Origin of the sequence: Nocardia sp. CY41, assembly GCF_009829325.1 — a bacterium.
In the GTDB taxonomy this organism is placed as follows: Bacteria; Actinomycetota; Actinomycetes; order Mycobacteriales; family Mycobacteriaceae; genus Nocardia.
On the sequence record NZ_VUOS01000009.1, the window covers coordinates 188739 to 203734 of the forward strand.

At 69.0% G+C, this 14996-nt stretch carries 14 protein-coding genes; 5 read left to right on the plus strand and 9 right to left on the minus strand.

Going from position 1 to position 14996, the window contains the following annotated elements; genetic code table 11:
* Positions 1 to 9: 9 nt before the first annotated feature.
* Together GVY64_RS11780 and GVY64_RS11785 are read right to left on the minus strand one after the other, a co-directional pair.
* Positions 10 to 501 carry a carboxymuconolactone decarboxylase family protein gene (locus tag GVY64_RS11780; RefSeq protein WP_159840551.1) on the minus strand — a complete coding sequence of 164 codons (492 nt, stop codon included), beginning with the start codon at positions 499 to 501 and terminating at the stop codon, positions 10 to 12.
* Positions 498 to 1580, minus strand: coding sequence for an NAD(P)H-dependent amine dehydrogenase family protein (locus GVY64_RS11785; protein ID WP_159840552.1), 1083 nt, complete (start codon positions 1578 to 1580; stop codon positions 498 to 500). The genes GVY64_RS11780 and GVY64_RS11785 overlap by 4 nt, the downstream gene beginning before the upstream one ends.
* A 74-nt stretch (positions 1581 to 1654) precedes the next feature.
* Here GVY64_RS11785 and GVY64_RS11790 point away from each other — a divergent pair, with 74 nt between their 5' ends.
* The 4 genes from GVY64_RS11790 (at position 1655) to GVY64_RS11805 (ending at position 8547) form a co-directional block, all read left to right on the plus strand.
* Positions 1655 to 3910: a serine/threonine-protein kinase gene (locus GVY64_RS11790; RefSeq protein WP_159840553.1), complete on the plus strand. Its 2256-nt coding sequence runs from the start codon at positions 1655 to 1657 to the stop codon at positions 3908 to 3910.
* 235 nt (positions 3911 to 4145) lie between these two features.
* Positions 4146 to 6227, plus strand: a complete 2082-nt coding sequence (locus GVY64_RS11795; RefSeq protein ID WP_159840554.1) for a hypothetical protein — start codon at positions 4146 to 4148, stop codon at positions 6225 to 6227.
* Positions 6228 to 6503: 276 nt separating this feature from the next.
* Positions 6504 to 7316, plus strand: a complete 813-nt coding sequence (gene erm, locus GVY64_RS11800) for a 23S ribosomal RNA methyltransferase Erm (RefSeq protein ID WP_159840555.1) — start codon at positions 6504 to 6506, stop codon at positions 7314 to 7316.
* Positions 7317 to 7383: 67 nt separating this feature from the next.
* On the plus strand, positions 7384 to 8547 hold the full coding sequence (locus GVY64_RS11805; protein ID WP_236566764.1) for a lactate 2-monooxygenase: 1164 nt from the start codon (positions 7384 to 7386) through the stop codon (positions 8545 to 8547).
* A gap of 99 nt (positions 8548 to 8646) precedes the next feature.
* Here the strand turns inward: GVY64_RS11805 and thpD are convergent, their stop codons facing one another.
* The 7 genes from thpD to GVY64_RS11840 form a co-directional block, all read right to left on the minus strand.
* Positions 8647 to 9552, minus strand: coding sequence for an ectoine hydroxylase (gene thpD / locus GVY64_RS11810; protein WP_159840557.1), 906 nt, complete (start codon positions 9550 to 9552; stop codon positions 8647 to 8649).
* Between the two features lie 8 nt (positions 9553 to 9560).
* A complete protein-coding gene (locus tag GVY64_RS11815; RefSeq protein WP_159840559.1) occupies positions 9561 to 9959 on the minus strand; it encodes an ectoine synthase in 399 nt (132 codons plus the stop codon).
* Positions 9956 to 11233 (minus strand): diaminobutyrate--2-oxoglutarate transaminase, encoded by a 1278-nt coding sequence (gene ectB, locus GVY64_RS11820; protein ID WP_159840561.1) that lies wholly within the window; start codon positions 11231 to 11233, stop codon positions 9956 to 9958. The genes GVY64_RS11815 and ectB overlap by 4 nt, the downstream gene beginning before the upstream one ends.
* Positions 11230 to 11688, minus strand: a complete 459-nt coding sequence (gene ectA / locus GVY64_RS11825; protein WP_228829656.1) for a diaminobutyrate acetyltransferase — start codon at positions 11686 to 11688, stop codon at positions 11230 to 11232. The genes ectB and ectA overlap by 4 nt, the downstream gene beginning before the upstream one ends.
* 227 nt (positions 11689 to 11915) lie before the next feature.
* The gene (locus tag GVY64_RS11830; protein WP_159840565.1) at positions 11916 to 13004 is read right to left on the minus strand and encodes a sensor histidine kinase; all 1089 of its coding nucleotides are present in this window, start codon (positions 13002 to 13004) and stop codon (positions 11916 to 11918) included.
* Positions 12991 to 13701: a response regulator transcription factor gene (locus tag GVY64_RS11835; protein ID WP_159840567.1), complete on the minus strand. Its 711-nt coding sequence runs from the start codon at positions 13699 to 13701 to the stop codon at positions 12991 to 12993. The genes GVY64_RS11830 and GVY64_RS11835 overlap by 14 nt, the downstream gene beginning before the upstream one ends.
* A gap of 446 nt (positions 13702 to 14147) precedes the next feature.
* Positions 14148 to 14495 carry a hypothetical protein gene (locus GVY64_RS11840; protein WP_236566765.1) on the minus strand — a complete coding sequence of 116 codons (348 nt, stop codon included), beginning with the start codon at positions 14493 to 14495 and terminating at the stop codon, positions 14148 to 14150.
* A gap of 201 nt (positions 14496 to 14696) precedes the next feature.
* Here GVY64_RS11840 and GVY64_RS11845 point away from each other — a divergent pair, with 201 nt between their 5' ends.
* The gene (locus tag GVY64_RS11845; RefSeq protein ID WP_159840569.1) at positions 14697 to 14993 is read left to right on the plus strand and encodes a hypothetical protein; all 297 of its coding nucleotides are present in this window, start codon (positions 14697 to 14699) and stop codon (positions 14991 to 14993) included.
* The last annotated feature ends 3 nt before the right edge of the window (positions 14994 to 14996 follow it).

Sequence of the window (14996 nt, forward strand, 5' to 3'; positions counted from 1 at the left end):
CTCCCACGTTCACGAACCGGCGGAATGGCCGGGCAGCACGCAGACCGAATCCAATCCGAGAACATGATTCAGCCGACCGAACGCCAGCCAGGAGCCGATGCTCATACTCAGTTCGACCACTTCCGCCTGGCTGTACTGGGCGAACATCCGGCTCCAGAATTCCTCGTCGAGATTGTGGTGGTCGGTGGCGTAGCGTTCGGCGTATTCGGCGGCGAGCCGGGTGCGTTCGTCGAAGGCGTCGGTGGTGCGCCACTCGGTGACGGCGTCGGCGAATTCGGGCTCGACCTTCGCCCCGTCGCGTTCGGTGCGCCAGTCCATGCAGAACAGGCAACCGTTGATCTGCGCGATGCGCAGCCGGGCGGCCTCGAATTCGCGCAGGCCGAGCGTGCTGTGCGAGTAGACCGACAGTGAGAAGTTCGAGGCGGCGATGCCGATGCCGGGCACCATTTCGCCCCAGACGTAGCCGATCGGATCCTTGCCCTCGGGGACGTCGATGATCATGGGTACTTCCTTCCGAGTTTGCCGACCGCGGGACGCAGCGGGACGTCCAGTGCGTCGTAGAGTCCTGGTTCCGCCGCTACCAGCCAGTCGATGGCGCCGACCAGGCGGCCGACGGCCGTGGCGTTGCCACCCGCGGAGCGGTTGCCGTCTTCGTCGGTCGCCTCGACGGTCACCTCGATGCGCGGGTGACCTTCGATGATCACGCGGTGCGCCCCCGCGCCGCCGTCGGCCGGCGTGGGCCAATCGGGTGCGCACGACGGATGGATGCGGGTGACGTGCTCGACGACCAGACGCGGTTGTCCTTCGACGATGCCCTGGACTTCGAAACGCACGGCGCCCTGGGTACCCGCCGCGAACTCGCCCATGGACGTCGTGGTGACGGTGACCTCCAAGGCGCGTCGGTCCAGCGTCTCGCGGATCTCGTCGAGTTCGACACCGAGCGCCCGTGCCATCAGCCGGATCTGCCCACCCCACACCATCGTCGGCACCGACGGCGCGAGCATCGGCGGCAGATAGTCCATCGACTGTCCCATGCCGACCAGGTAGCGCACCGAGTCCGGCTGATCGTAGGTGGAATAGTCGAAGATCTCCTGGCAGCGGATCGTCTCCACCGTGCTGCCGAGCCCGCTGATCAGCAGGGGCAGCACGTCGTTGCCCCATCCCGGGTCGATGCCGGAGACGAACAGCGATCCGCCGCCCTCGGCGATCGCGGCCAGCACCGGGTCGCGGATCTCCGGCGGTGCGTTGCGCGGGTCGTAGAGCGCGTAGAGCGCCGGCGTGACGACCACGGCTCCCGCGCGTAGCGCCCGCACGATGTCGGCGAGCGCGTCGTCGGGTCGGATATCACCGGAGGCCGCGTACACGATCGCTGCCGGGCGGGCGTCGAGAACCTCGCCTACGTCATCGACAGCGGCCACACCGAGTTCGCGGTCGAGTCCGGCGAGTGCACCCGCGTCGCGGCCGACTTTCACCGGATCGTGCACGAGCACCCCGGCCAAACGCAGCGCCGGGTGGGCATCGACGGCCCGGATGGCCGCCCGGCCGACATTGCCGGTGCCCCAGACCACCGTGGAGATCATCGATCGAGGGTAGCAAGCGCTTGGTCGACTGGGCGGCGTTCCGCGGAAGCGGCTCAGGTCGATACGATGCCCCCATGGCGCACCCCGCCCCGCCGGTTCCGGGGGCGACGGTCGCAGCGGACCGATCGCCGATCGAAACGCGGGGCACCGGAATCGCCGACGTGGTCGAGCGCTTCGCCGACGCATGGCGGACGGCGGCGACTCCGCCGGATCTCGCCGACTACCTTCCGGACTCCCCCGCCATCCGCCGGGTGTCGCTGATCGAACTGATCAAGGTCGACTTGGCCAACCGGTGGGGCCGCGGAGCCGCTCCGAAACGGCTGGCCGACTACGCCGCCGAGCTCCCGGAACTGCGCACCTGGCCGTTACCGCCGGATCTGATCTACGAGGAGTTCCACGTCCGCAGGCAGTCGGGCGGCACGGTCGACGTCGCCGAGTACACCGCCGCCTACCCCGACCAGGCCGACCAGCTGTCGGAAATGCTCGCGACCGACGACTACCACAGCACGCTGCTGACGGTCGCCCCCGAACCGGCGAACTTGGACGACCTCGCGGCCGGTCAGCGGATCGACGACTTCGACCTGATGACCGGCCGCGGCCGCGGCGCGTTGGCCCGAGTCTTCCTGGCGCGGCAGCGGTCGATGCAGCGATTGGTCGCGGTGAAGATCTCCCGCGACAAAGGCGCCGAGCCCCAGACTCTGGCCCAGCTCGACCACCACTACATCGTGCGAGTGTTCGACCAGCGCGTCCTGGCGGACCGGAAACTGCGCCTGCTGTACATGCAGTACGTGCCGGGTGGGACGCTGTTCACGGTGCTCGAACGCGTCCGCGCGACACCGCAGGCCCGGCGCTGCGGTGCGATGCTGCTCGACGTCATCGATGGCGTACTCGCCGCGAAAGGTGAGATCCAACCCAGTGAATCGCCGCAGCGGGCAGAGCTGGCCGGGCTGACGTGGCCCGAGACCGTGGCATGGCTCGGGCGCCGCTTGGCCGAAGCGCTCGACCACGCGGGGCGGGCCGGTGTGCTGCACCGCGACGTCAAGCCCGCCAATGTGCTGCTCACCGCCGACGGCGTGCCCAAGCTGGCCGATTTCAACATCAGTTTCAGCGGCAACGTCCCCGGAGACAGCCCGCTGGCCTACTTCGGCGGCTCACTGGCGTACATGTCGCCCGAGCAACTCGCCGCGGTGCATCCGGATCTGCCCGCGACCGCCGAGGATCTGGACACTCGCAGCGACCTGTTCGCCCTCGCGGTCGTGCTCTGGGAACTGCTCACCGGCCGGAAACCGTTCGACGACGACGCGGCGGCCGGGGGTGACCGCACCGCCCTGGACGCCATGCTCCGACGCCGATCCCGCAGCCCCCGCGCCCTGCCCTACCGGGATCTGCCCCCGGACTGCCCCGAGGCGTTGCAGCGTGCCCTCGTCCGTGCGCTCGATCCGAACCCCGCCGAACGATGGTCCTCCGGCGCCGACATGGCCCAGCAGCTGGCGGTCTGCCTCGACGCCCGCGCCCGCGACCTCGTCGATCCGCCACCCGGCAGCTGGAGGTTGCGCGCTCGCACGCTGAGGCACCCGATCATGGCCCTGGCCGTCGGCGTGCCCAATGCGCTCGCGATCCTCTACAGCTACAACCACAATCGCACACTGATCATCGACAAACTCGACGCGCAGGCCCAGCACCGCTTCGACCAGATCGCGCTGGCGACCTACGCCGTGTGCTTCCTGATCGGCTTCGTGGCGACCAACCTGCTCCTGGCGGGGCTCTGGTCGATCGCGCGCGGGCTGCGCAAGGGGCGCTCGTACGACTCGGCGACGCTCGCACGGGCCAGGGCCGACACCCTGCGGCTGGGCAGACGCAACGTCCTGACGTGCTTCGCGCTCTGGGCGATCGCGGGCGTGGCGGTCCCGGTGTCGGTGCAGGTGTCCGGCAATCAAATCACCGCAGCCTCCTACGTGCACTTCTTCCTCACCCAGATCGTCTGCGGCGCCATCGCGATGGCATATCCGTATTTCTTGGTGACCTTCTACGCGGTGCGGTCGCTCTACCCGATGTTCCTTCCCCACGGTGGGCTCGGCGCGCAGGACGCGCGTCGCCTGCGGCAGCTCGACGCCGACAGCACGTACTTCCTGGCTGTCGCGGCCGCCGTGCCGCTGCTGGGTGTCGTGGGGGCGACGTTCATCCCACCGGAGGACATCCCCGCCGTCATCGTGCCCCTGCGGGTGCTGGGCGCCGGTAGCGCTGTGGCGTTCGTCGGCGTGTACTGGCTGTTCCGGACACTGGAAAAGGATCTGGCCGCACTGGGACGCCTCGCCGCCGGACATCGGTAGCCGGAAGGGCCCGCACCACACCTCCTTCCGGCCGCTCACCTACCGGCTCCGCGGCCGGACACGTCACTGTGCAGCATTGGGAAATGGGGCGAACTCCCCGGTAGCGTTGGCGCTCGGGCCATTACCTACCGCCAGGGGATTGCGGCGCAGTTCCGGTTCGCGGCGAGTACGGTATACCCCGCCGCCCGGCGCGGGGGCGGCGGTAGGGATCGGGTGGAAAGGCAGGCGCGCGACAGTGAACGAGCGGTATTCGTCGTGGGCTGCCCGGAATACGCCCGAAGAGCTGCCGCTGGCCGCGCGCTACCAGAGCGCGGATCCGATCCTCTGGCACGGCAGCATGGTCTACCCGATGTACACCGAGCAGGTCGGCCCCGCGCCCACCACCGTCGCCTTGACGATGATCTCGGCGGCGCCTCCCGCCGGGCTGCGCGGGCTCGGGATGGGGCTGTCGGTCGTCGACGGCTACCTCGACCTGCACGGACGTTCACTCGCCGGAGTCGACGCGTGGAGCGACGCGCTGGCCGCGGGCGTCAGTTTCGCCGTCACACCCACCGCACCGGTGACCCTGGTGACCCTGACCCCGGTCTGGGTGGACGAATTCGGCACCCATAAGTCCTGGTCGGGCAACTACGGCATCGTCGTCGAGCATCAGCCCAACGGGCGGGTCGTGCTGTGGTGCAGCATCGGCGAGGGACCGCCGAACTTCGCGAACTTGGTCGTGGAGCTGTCCACCGCACCCACACCCGTTCCACCGGAGGCGTCAGCTCCCGCACCGCTCGCGCGGACTCCGATCGGCATGAGCCCGCCCGGCCCCCGTTCCGCCGCCTCCGCGGGCCCTCCCACCGCGCCGACCATGCCGGTTCCGCGAATCGACGCCGCCGGGCCCACGACCGCCTCCGTGGCACCGGTGGAGCGGCTCGCCGCCGAACCGTCCGCGGCGAACGGGCAAATGGGCCAGAACCCGCAACCGCGACGCTCGGGCAACCTGTTCGGCAACGTGCAATCGTCTCGCGCGGCACGGTCCACTGCGGATGCTCCGGGCTCGGTTTCCGGTGACCGAACTCCGGACGACACACCCGCCGTGCCGAGCCCGTCGGCCGAACCACCCGCAACCGACGCCGCGCACAGCGTGCCCGATCCATTCGGCCCCGACACGCCACTCGAAACAGAGCACATCGCCCCGCCGCCGGGCCCGCACAACCCGTCCGCGCTGGAGGAAGTACCTTCCCGCGGATTGGATTCCCATCCTCTGGCCGCGAACGAAAGAGCCACGGCGGATTCGTACGGCATGTTCGGACCGCCGGTCGCGCACACGCATCCGCCCGAAGACCCAGCCCGCTCTCTCGCCGGCCTATCGATCGGCAACGCGCCGCCCGCCCCCGCCTTCCCGCCACCTCCCCGCCCCGCGCCGAATGGTCGGCCCACCGACTCCGACCCGTTCTCGTCGAAATCCTGGACCGCAGCAGACACCGATCGCGCATTCGACCCCACCGGCACGCACTCACGGCCCCCGACACCACCTTCGCCCCCTCGGTCCGAGCCCGGACCGGCAGACCCGTATCCCTTGCAATCCTTCCCGCGCTCTACCGCAAACCCACCCCCGGCCGGCCGGGCGGGCACCGATCCCGGCCTGTTGGTCACGGACTCTTGGGCCGCGCGCGACTCGTATCCCGCGTTCGAGTCCACCGGCGCGCATCCGCAGCCTCCGGTCGCGACCGAGCCTCCCGATGCCCGCGTCGCGCAAGTGAAGCGTGAACTCGCCCCGGCGGCATCAATCCTCGGCAAACCGGTTCCCCCCACACCCGCAGCGCCCGTTACCGCGCGTGCACCCGGTCCGGCCGTCGCGAACGATCGCCCCACAGCGAGTACACCAACGAAACCGCCGAACATCGACGTTTCCACCGCACCGGCTCCCGACGGGCAGCCCGCCGAACGATCCGCGACGGTCGATGCGCCGCGCCCGAGCGAGTCCAGGCAGTCGGGCGATCCCGGGTTTCGCGGCGCGCTCTACGACCTGGGTGTCGCGATGTACCGCCGGGGCGAGGAAGAACAGGCGTGCGGATTGTGGGCCCAGGCCTCCGAGGCCGGACACGCGGGCGCCGCTTACGAACTGGGCATGGTGCGCCTACGGCGCGGCGATCCGGTCGGAGCCGAATCCTGGTGGCGCACCGCCGCCGACCGCCGCGAGCCGCGCGCCATCGCCGAACTCGCCGATCTGCTCGACCAGCTCGGCAAGCACGCGGAGGCCAAGTCCTGGCGGACTTTCGCCGCCGAGCTGCTGGATCCGGACGTGGTGGGTCAGCCGACATCCCGGTGACCCGAAAAGAACTGGCCCCCGCTGCGCGCCTGCCGTACGGTGCCGGACATGGGTGGCAGTCCCGGCATGAACGGAGCGTGCGCGGCAGGCGCGTATTACATCAGGCTGCGCACGGAGGCCTGGCCTGTGCCGGCGCACCGTATCGCTCCGATCTGCTGAATCGTTCGAGCGGAATCCGCATCGACGGCCGGTAGCGGTCGCCGAACTCTTCGTGCCCTGGCATGGGTCCAGGCGAATCGACCTTCCCGATTCGACCACTCCGTTCGGAGGACACCCATGTCCCGCCATCGTTCCCTTCCGCGCGCCCGCAGCCGTGGGAGCCGTCCCGCGAGCACGCGGAAAGCCCTGTCGCAGAATTTCCTCCGCGATGCCGGCGTCGCCCGGCTGATCGTGCACCACTCGGGCGTCACCGCCGACGACCTCGTTCTCGAGGTCGGGCCCGGTGACGGCATGCTGACCAGGCGATTGCTCGACGCGGGCAGCCGCGTCCACGTCTATGAGAAGGACCCGCGCTATGCGGCGCTGCTGGGCCGCCGGTACGCGGACGACCCGCGCATCACCGTGCGGCAGCGCGATTTCCGCACGGTGCGCCCGCCACGGGAGCCGTTCGCGGTCGTGGCCAACGTGCCGTTCGCCATCACGACCGACATCGTGCGCTGGTGTCTGGCCGCGCGATGGCTCACCTCCGCCACCCTGCTCACGCAGCTCGAGTTCGCGCGCAAGCACTCGGGTGACTACGGCCGGTGGACCAAACTCGCTGTCGGCTACTGGCCCACGACGGCGATCGAACTGGGCGCGCGCGTCGGCAGGCACAACTTTTATCCGGTGCCGCAAGTCGACGCCGCGATCCTGCGGTTGCGCAACCGGCCCGCTCCGATGCTGCCGCGCGAGTGGATCCGTGATTACCGCAGAGTGGTGGAGCTCGGTTTCTCGGGTGTCGGAGGCAGCGTGGCCGCGTCGTTGCGGCGGGAATTCCCCGCCCGCGCTGTCCACCACGCCTGCGGCGCGGCAGGCATCCCGCTCGATCAGCCGGTCGGACTCGTCTCCCCCGATCGCTGGTTGACCCTGTACCGCGCGCTGCGCGCCTGACCGGAACCGTACTTGCTACAGGAACGTATCGGATACATTCATGCATCGAGACGAGGACAGGAGCAGCGTGACCAACTTCGGCGACTACCAGAACGAGATCTACTTCCAAGGACTCGGCGGCGTGCTGCCCGATCTCCCCATGACGTACGCCGAGCTGGAGGCGAAGGCTCAGGCAGCGCTGCCACCGAGCATCTGGTCGTACGTGGCGGGCGGGGCAGGCGACGAGCTCACCCAACGGGCCAACGTGACGGCTTTCGAGAAGCTGGGACTGGTCCCCCGCATGCTGCGCGCGAGCAAGACTCGCGACCTGTCGATCCAGCTGTTCGGGATGACGCTGCCGACGCCGATCTTCCTGGCCCCGGTCGGCGTGATCGGCCTGTGCGCCCAGGACGGGCACGGCGACATCGCCACGGCGAAGGCCGCGGCCCGCACCGGCGTCCCCATGATCGCCTCCACCCTCACGGTGGATCCGCTGGAGGAGGTGGCGGCGGAGTTCGGCGACACCCCGGGCATGTTCCAGCTCTACACCCCCACCCACCGGGACCTCGCGCAAAGCCTGGTCCGGCGGGCCGAGGCCGCGGGCTTCAAGGCCATCGTGGTCACCCTGGACACCTGGGTGCCCGGCTGGCGCCCGCGCGATCTGGCGGTCTCCAACTTCCCCCAGCTGCGCGGGCACTGCCTGGCCAATTACTTCAGCGATCCGGTATTCCGCGGCCTGCTGCCCAGCCCGCCCGAGCAGGACCCGAAAACCGCCATTCTGACCTGGATCTCACTGTTCGGCAACGCGTTGACCTGGGACGATCTGGCGTGGCTCCGGTCACTCACCGACCTGCCGCTGGTGCTGAAGGGCATCTGTCATCCCGACGACGCCCGGCGCGCCAAGGACGCGGGCGTCGACGGCATCTATTGCTCCAATCACGGCGGCCGACAGGCCAACGGCGGCATCCCGGCGATCGAGCATCTGCCGGAGGTGGTGGCGGCGGCCGACGGTCTGCCCGTGCTGTTCGACTCCGGCATCCGCACCGGCGCCGACATCGTCAAAGCGCTGGCGCTCGGCGCGACGGCCGTGGGGATCGGCCGCCCCTATCCCTACGGGCTGGCCCTCGGCGGCGTCGACGGCCTCGTGCACGTGGTGCGGTCGCTGCTCGCCGAAGCGGATCTGCTGATGGCGGTGGACGGGTACCCGACGATCGCCGACCTCGGCCCGGAGGCGATCCGGCGGCTGGTCTGACCTCCGCCCGCAGCGGCCGGGATGCCATGCGAAACGCCCCGCGCGGGCGGCTCACCCCGAGGAAGGTGGGCGAGCCGCCCGCGCGGGGCGGCTCTCGATTCAGTCCGACAGCGGCGTGAAATCGCGGCTACCGATATAGTCCGGTCGCGGCGCGGGCGCGGCGAACGGGTCGACGAGCGTGTTGTGCACGCTGTTGAACACCACGAAGATGTTCGACCGCGGGAACGGCGTGATGTTGTTCGACGACCCGTGCATCAGGTTGGAGTCGAACAGCAGCGCCGAGCCCGCCCGGCCGGTGAACTGGCTGATCCCGTACCGGTTCGCGAGCGCGGTGATGTCGTCGGTCGTCGGCACGCCGATTTCCTGCTCCTGCAACGACTCCCGATAGTGCTCGGCCGGAGTGCTGCCCAGGCACGGCACGAAGGTGTGGTGCGAGCCCGGCATCACCATGAGGCTGCCGTTGATCGGATAGTTGTCGGTGAGCGCGATCGACAGGCTCACCGCGCGTGGCGCGGGCATGCCGTCTTCGGCGTGCCAGGTTTCGAAATCGGAGTGCCAATAGAAACCGGTGCCGCGGAAACCGGGCATATAGTTCACCCGGCTCTGGTGCACGTACACCTTCGATCCCAGCACCTGCTCGGCGAGCCCGAGCACCCGCGGCTGACGCACCAGGTCGGCGATCGCCTCGCTCAGTTTGTGCACTTCGAAGACCGAACGCACCCGGTTCGACGACTTCTCCACGATGACGCGGTCGTCGTCCCGCAGCGCGGGATCGTTCGCCAGCCTGGTGATCTCGCCGCTGTACTCGGCCACTTCGGCGGGCGTGAGCAGCTGGTCCAGGATGGCGAACCCGTCGGCGTCGAACGAGGCCAGTTCCGGGCTCTCGATCTCCCCCCACACCGCGGGGTCGGCACGCTCCAAGTGCGGAGCGGGCCCGCCGAGACGGGTCGGGTAACGATCGTAGCGAGCCGTCTCGGGCCGGGTTTCGGTGTGCTGCAGAACCATTGGTGAGCTCAACCTCCGATCGTCGCGGCGACCAGCGGGTAGACGCCGTCGCTGTCGTGAACCTCCTGCCCGGTGACCGGCGGGTTGAACACGCACATCATCCGCATCGTGGTGCGGACCTCCAAACGGTGCCGTTCGTGTCCGTCGAGCAGGTACATCGAGCCGGGGGCCAGCTCGTAGGTGACGCCGTTGTCCAGGTCGGTCAGCGTGCCCTCGCCCTCGACGAGCCACACGGCCTCCACATGATGCACATAGTGGAACTCGTGCACGGTTCCGGCGTCAATGGTGGTTTCGTGGAAGGAGAAGCCGACGCCGTCGCCCCCGAGGACGATGCGTTTACTGCGCCAGCCCTCACCTGCCACGTCGCGCTCGGTGCCGGTGATTTCCGCGGTGGTGCGCACGATCATGCGATTGCCCCCATTCCGCCGCACACCGACTCGACGGCGCCGGTCAGGATCTGCAAGCCCTGGTCGAGCTCTTGGTCGGTGACCGTCAGCGGCGGCAGCAGCTTCACCACCTCGTCGGTGGAACCGGAGGTCTCCACCAGCAGTCCACGCTCGAAGGCGATCTGGCAGACCTTGCCCGCCTGCGAGGGATCGTCGAACACCATGCCTTGCACCAGGCCGCGACCCCGGGTGGAGACACCGGGGAAGTATTCGGCCAGCTCCCCTAGAGTCCGCGCGATCTTCTCGCCCTTGGCCTGCGTCGCCGTCTGCAGGGCGTCGTCGGACCAGTAGTGGCGCAGGGCCGTCGTCGCGGTGACGAACGCGGGGTTGTTGCCGCGGAAAGTGCCGTTGTGCTCACCCGGCGACCATTCGTCCAGCTCCGGCTTGAACAGCACCAGCGCCATCGGCAGGCCGTAGCCGCCGATCGACTTCGACAGCGTCACGATGTCGGGGGTGATGCCCGCGATCTCGAAGGAGAAGAACGGTCCGGTGCGGCCGCAGCCCATCTGGACGTCGTCGACGATCAACAGGATCTCCCGCTCCGCGCACAGACCGGCGAGGTGCCGCAGCCACTCGGCGCGGGCGACGTTGACGCCGCCTTCGCCCTGCACCGTCTCCACGATGACCGCGGCCGGGCGGTCGAAACCGGACGAGGTGTCGTCGAGCACCTTCGACATCCACTGGAAGTCGGCGGTGGTGCCGTCGAAGTAGCCGTCGTAGGGCATGTGCGCGGCGTGCACCAACGGCACACCGGCGCCGGCGCGCTTGGCGGCGTTGCCGGTGACCGACAGCGCGCCGAGGGTCATGCCGTGGAAAGCGTTGGTGAAGCTGACGATGGTCTCGCGACCGGTGACCTTGCGCGCCAGCTTGAGCGCGGCCTCGACCGCGTTGGCGCCGGTGGGGCCGGGGAACTGGACCTTGTAGTCCAGGCCGCGCGGAGTGAACACGGTGTCGCGCAACGTCTCCAACAGGTCCCGCTTGGCCGCGGTCGACATGTCCAGGCCGTGGGTGATGCCGTCGCTCGCGATGTAGTCCAGCAGCGCACGCTTGAGCACGTCGTTGTTGTGGCCGTAGTTCAGCGCACCGGCGCCGGCGAAGAAGTCGAGGTAGTCCTTGCCTTCCTCGTCGCGCAGCCAGCTGCCCTTCGCCGTGGTGAACACGGTGGGCCAGGCACGGCAATAACCGCGCACGTTCGACTCCAGGCTCTCGAAAACAGTGGTGTCGGCGTTGATCATCGGTGATCCTCCTCGGTGGTGCGGGCGGTCGGGGCGATGCGATACAGGTCTTCGGGTGCGTGGCTGTCGGGGAAGACGCCGGCGTCGAACAAGGGACGCTTGGTCAGATCGGCGCCGCGCGCCTGCGCCACCGACGTGAACAGCGCGATGGAACCGGCGTTGTCCGGCGAGATGGTCGTTTCGAGCACCGAAACGCCCTGAGCCGCAACACTGTTGAGCAACGTGTGGAGCAGTTCGGCGCCGATGCCGCGGCCGCGCTGCGAGCGGTCCACCGCGATCTGCCAGACGAACACGGTGTCGGGCGCCTGCGGGCGGACGAAGCCGATCACGTATCCCACGACGCGGCCGTCCAGTTCGGCGACCACCGATGTCCCGGCGAAATCCCGGCACCACAGCAGATACGCGTAGCTCGAATTGACATCGAGCACTGCGGAATCCTTCGCGATGCGCCACATCGGAGCGCCGTCCCCCAAACGGGGCGTACGCAGGACCACGGCCGTTCCCGTTTCTTTCCGAGACGGGGTGGCCCCGAGAGCGGCCGCGGCGTTGCCGACGCGTGATCGCTCGATCGCCGCTGGGGACAGGGTTGGCAGTGACATACAACTCCCTCGTCGATCAGCAGTACTTTTCCAGGCTTACGAAGCGACTTTGAGGTGAACCAGTCGACTTCTTTACGGTCGTATTACGGATTGATGTCGCCGAGCCGGGGCAGCCGCACGACGAATCGCGCGCCCCCGCCGGGTCGTTCGGTGCAGTGCACCCGGCCGCCGTGAGTGGCGACCGTCTCGGCGACCAACGCAAGGCCGATGCCCGTCCCGTCGGGCGAGCGGCGGCCGCTGCGAGCGGTCGCGAATCGTTCGAAGATCCGGTCCCGGTCCGCGGGCGCTACGCCGGGGCCGGCGTCGTCCACGGTGAGCACCGCGTCGGTGCCCTCGCGGTCCACGGTGACCGCGACCACACCGCCACCGTGCCGGTCGGCGTTGTGCAGCAGGTTGGCCACCGCGCGCTCGAGTTCCACTTTGCGGCCACGCACGGTGACGTCCTGACGCACCGTGAGCAGTTCGCCCGGGTAGCGCCGGTCGCCGAGGGTGTGGACCAGCAGGTCGCGCACCGACAGCGGCTCGGCGTCGCCGTGGTGCATGCCCGCTTCCACTCGCGCCAGGGCGAGCAGGTCGTCCAGCAGTTTGCGCAGGTGGTCGACCTCGGCGGTGATCAAACCGAGCGCTCGCTGGGAACGCTCCGGCAGATCGCCGCGGTGCCGGTTGAGTACGTCGACGCTCGCCATCAAGGTGGTCAGCGGGGTACGCAACTCGTGGCTGACGTCGCCGAAGAGCCGGTGCTCCCGCTCGATACGCCGTTGCAGCGAATCCACCATGGTGTTGAACGACTCGACGGTGATCGCCAGATCCTGGTCACCGGTGGCGGGCAACCGCTGGCCGAGGTCGCCGGAGGCGATCCGCGCTGCCGTGCCCGCGAGCTGGTGCAGCGGGGTCAGCACCCGCCTGCTCGCCCACCATCCGACCCCCGCCCCGATCAGGGTGACCACGCCGGCGCACCCGATCAGCACGTTGCGCAACAGATCGAGAGCGGCGTGGAGATCGCCCGGCGATTGCGCTTCCAAGTAGCCGCGGCTGATCACGAACACCGAAACGACCAGGACCAGCGACATCAGCGCGGCGATGGTCGCGAAGGCGGCGGTCACCCGGGCGCGGAGGCTCCAGGCGTTCGGATTCCAGCGTTCGGCGTAGAGGCAGCGTTCAGCGGCGCACATCGAGGCGGTAGCCGAGCCCGCGCACCGTCACCACGATGCGCGGATCGGACGGATCCCGTTCGATTTTCGTGCGCAAACGGCGCATGTGCACGTCCACAATGCGTTCGTCCCCGAAGAACCCGCGGTCCCATACGCGCTCGAGCAGCACCGTGCGGCTGAGCACACGGCCCGGTGACTCGGCCAGCTCACAGAGCAAACGGAATTCGGTGAGCGTGAGCCGGATCTCCTCGTCGCCGCGGCGCACCACGCCACTGTCCTGAGCCAAGACCAGCGGAGCCGTGTCGTCGGCCTCGAGCACCATCTCCTGCGGCGTCTCCCGCTCGGCGGTCAGCCGGAAGCGGCGGCGCACCGCGCGCATGCGGGCGGTGATCTCCTTGATCTCGAACGGCTTGGTCACGAAATCGTCGGCCCCCGCCTCGAGCGCGGCCACCACGTCGTGGGTGTCGTCACGGGCGCTGACCACGATGATCGGAACGTCGTGATCGCGGCGGATCTCCCGGATACATTCGAATCCATCCATGCCGCCGAGCATCAGATCGACGATCATCACGTCCGGAACACCATTGCTGCGCAGATGAGTGAGCGCGTCCTCGGCTTCCTCCGCCTCGTCGACGTCGTACCCCTCGTCCTCCATAGCGAGCCGTAACGCACCACGGACCCGGTCGTCGTCTTCCACGATCATCAGGTTTGCGCTCAAGACCTTATCCCTTGCAGACATGCGAAAGCGCGTCACGATGCGGACTACCGCATCCCCATACCGACGCGACCTTCCGCTTTTCGAGCAACCTTTGCTCGGCTACGAGTACCCCTGTGCCCGGCCGGTAAACGTCCGGCAGACCGATGCGGGGCCTCTTGCTTGCTCCCTCGACGCTATACGCCCCACCGATTCAGGGGCACAAGGGGGCTGCGGCGCAGTGCGGGCCTCGCGCGCCGCGAGCACTGTACAGGAACGGTAGATTCTACGAAAAGCGCTGCATAACAACCTTTTTGGTGGTCGCCACCGAGCATGACGAGACAAGTGGCAACAGCGAGGTTGCCGAGGGAACGCGCTGCGGCAGAGTGCCTTGCGTCACATCATCCGGATGCGCCCATCGCGCAGGAGTGACGGTGACCGGCCTCACGGGGGCGCCAGCGGCCTACCGGCTATCGCGGCGGTTCCAAGCGATTGAAATTGCTCGGTGGTCGGTCGGCGCTCGGCTCTTGATACCAGAAGCGCAGATTTCTCGCGTCGAAGGTGGCGAACCACTCGTCCCAGCCCACCCGGCGCAGTACGGCCCCGCCGTATCCGGGGAAGTCGAACCGCAGCACTCCGAGCCGTCCATCGTGTTCGCTGCCCGGCACGGTCGCGGGCCGAGCGCCGCGCTGCGCGGCCCAGCGGCGGATGACGTCGTGATTCCTGGTGACGGAAATCCCGCGAGATCGGGGCGACGCCCCTGACCCACCCGGTCCGAACCGCGGATTCCGGGTGCCTGGGCGGCGCTGGTCGGTCATGACGAGCTCCTCGAGCCATCGGCATCTGTTGTCCGGTTCCTGTCTGACTACCCGCCGGTCGTCCTCGGCAAACTGGTCGGCCGAACCACACCCGGCGCGAGCGCGGACCGGTTCGCGCGGCGATCGGTGGGTAACCGGCCGATGATCGGACCGGACGAACGGAAAACCCCCGGCCGATCGCCCGAACGAGAAGGAGTTGGCATGTCCAGTGACAGCGCGGCCCAGCCGGTCCCGCCCACACCCGAGCCGGACCCCGTGCCTCCTATCCCAGAACCGGACCCGGTGCCGCCGATTCCCGAGCCGGACCCCATTCCGGACCCGAATCCCGTTCCGCCGGAACCTGATCCGCATCCGCTGCCGCCGGTTCCCGGCCCCGCGCCCCGCCCGCCGGTACCCGGTCCCGCCCCGGCGCCGCCGCTGCCGGACCCCGGCCGCCCCACACCGGACCCGGGCCTGCCGGGTCCGTCACCGGATCCCGCTCCGCCGAATCCGGTGTAGGCG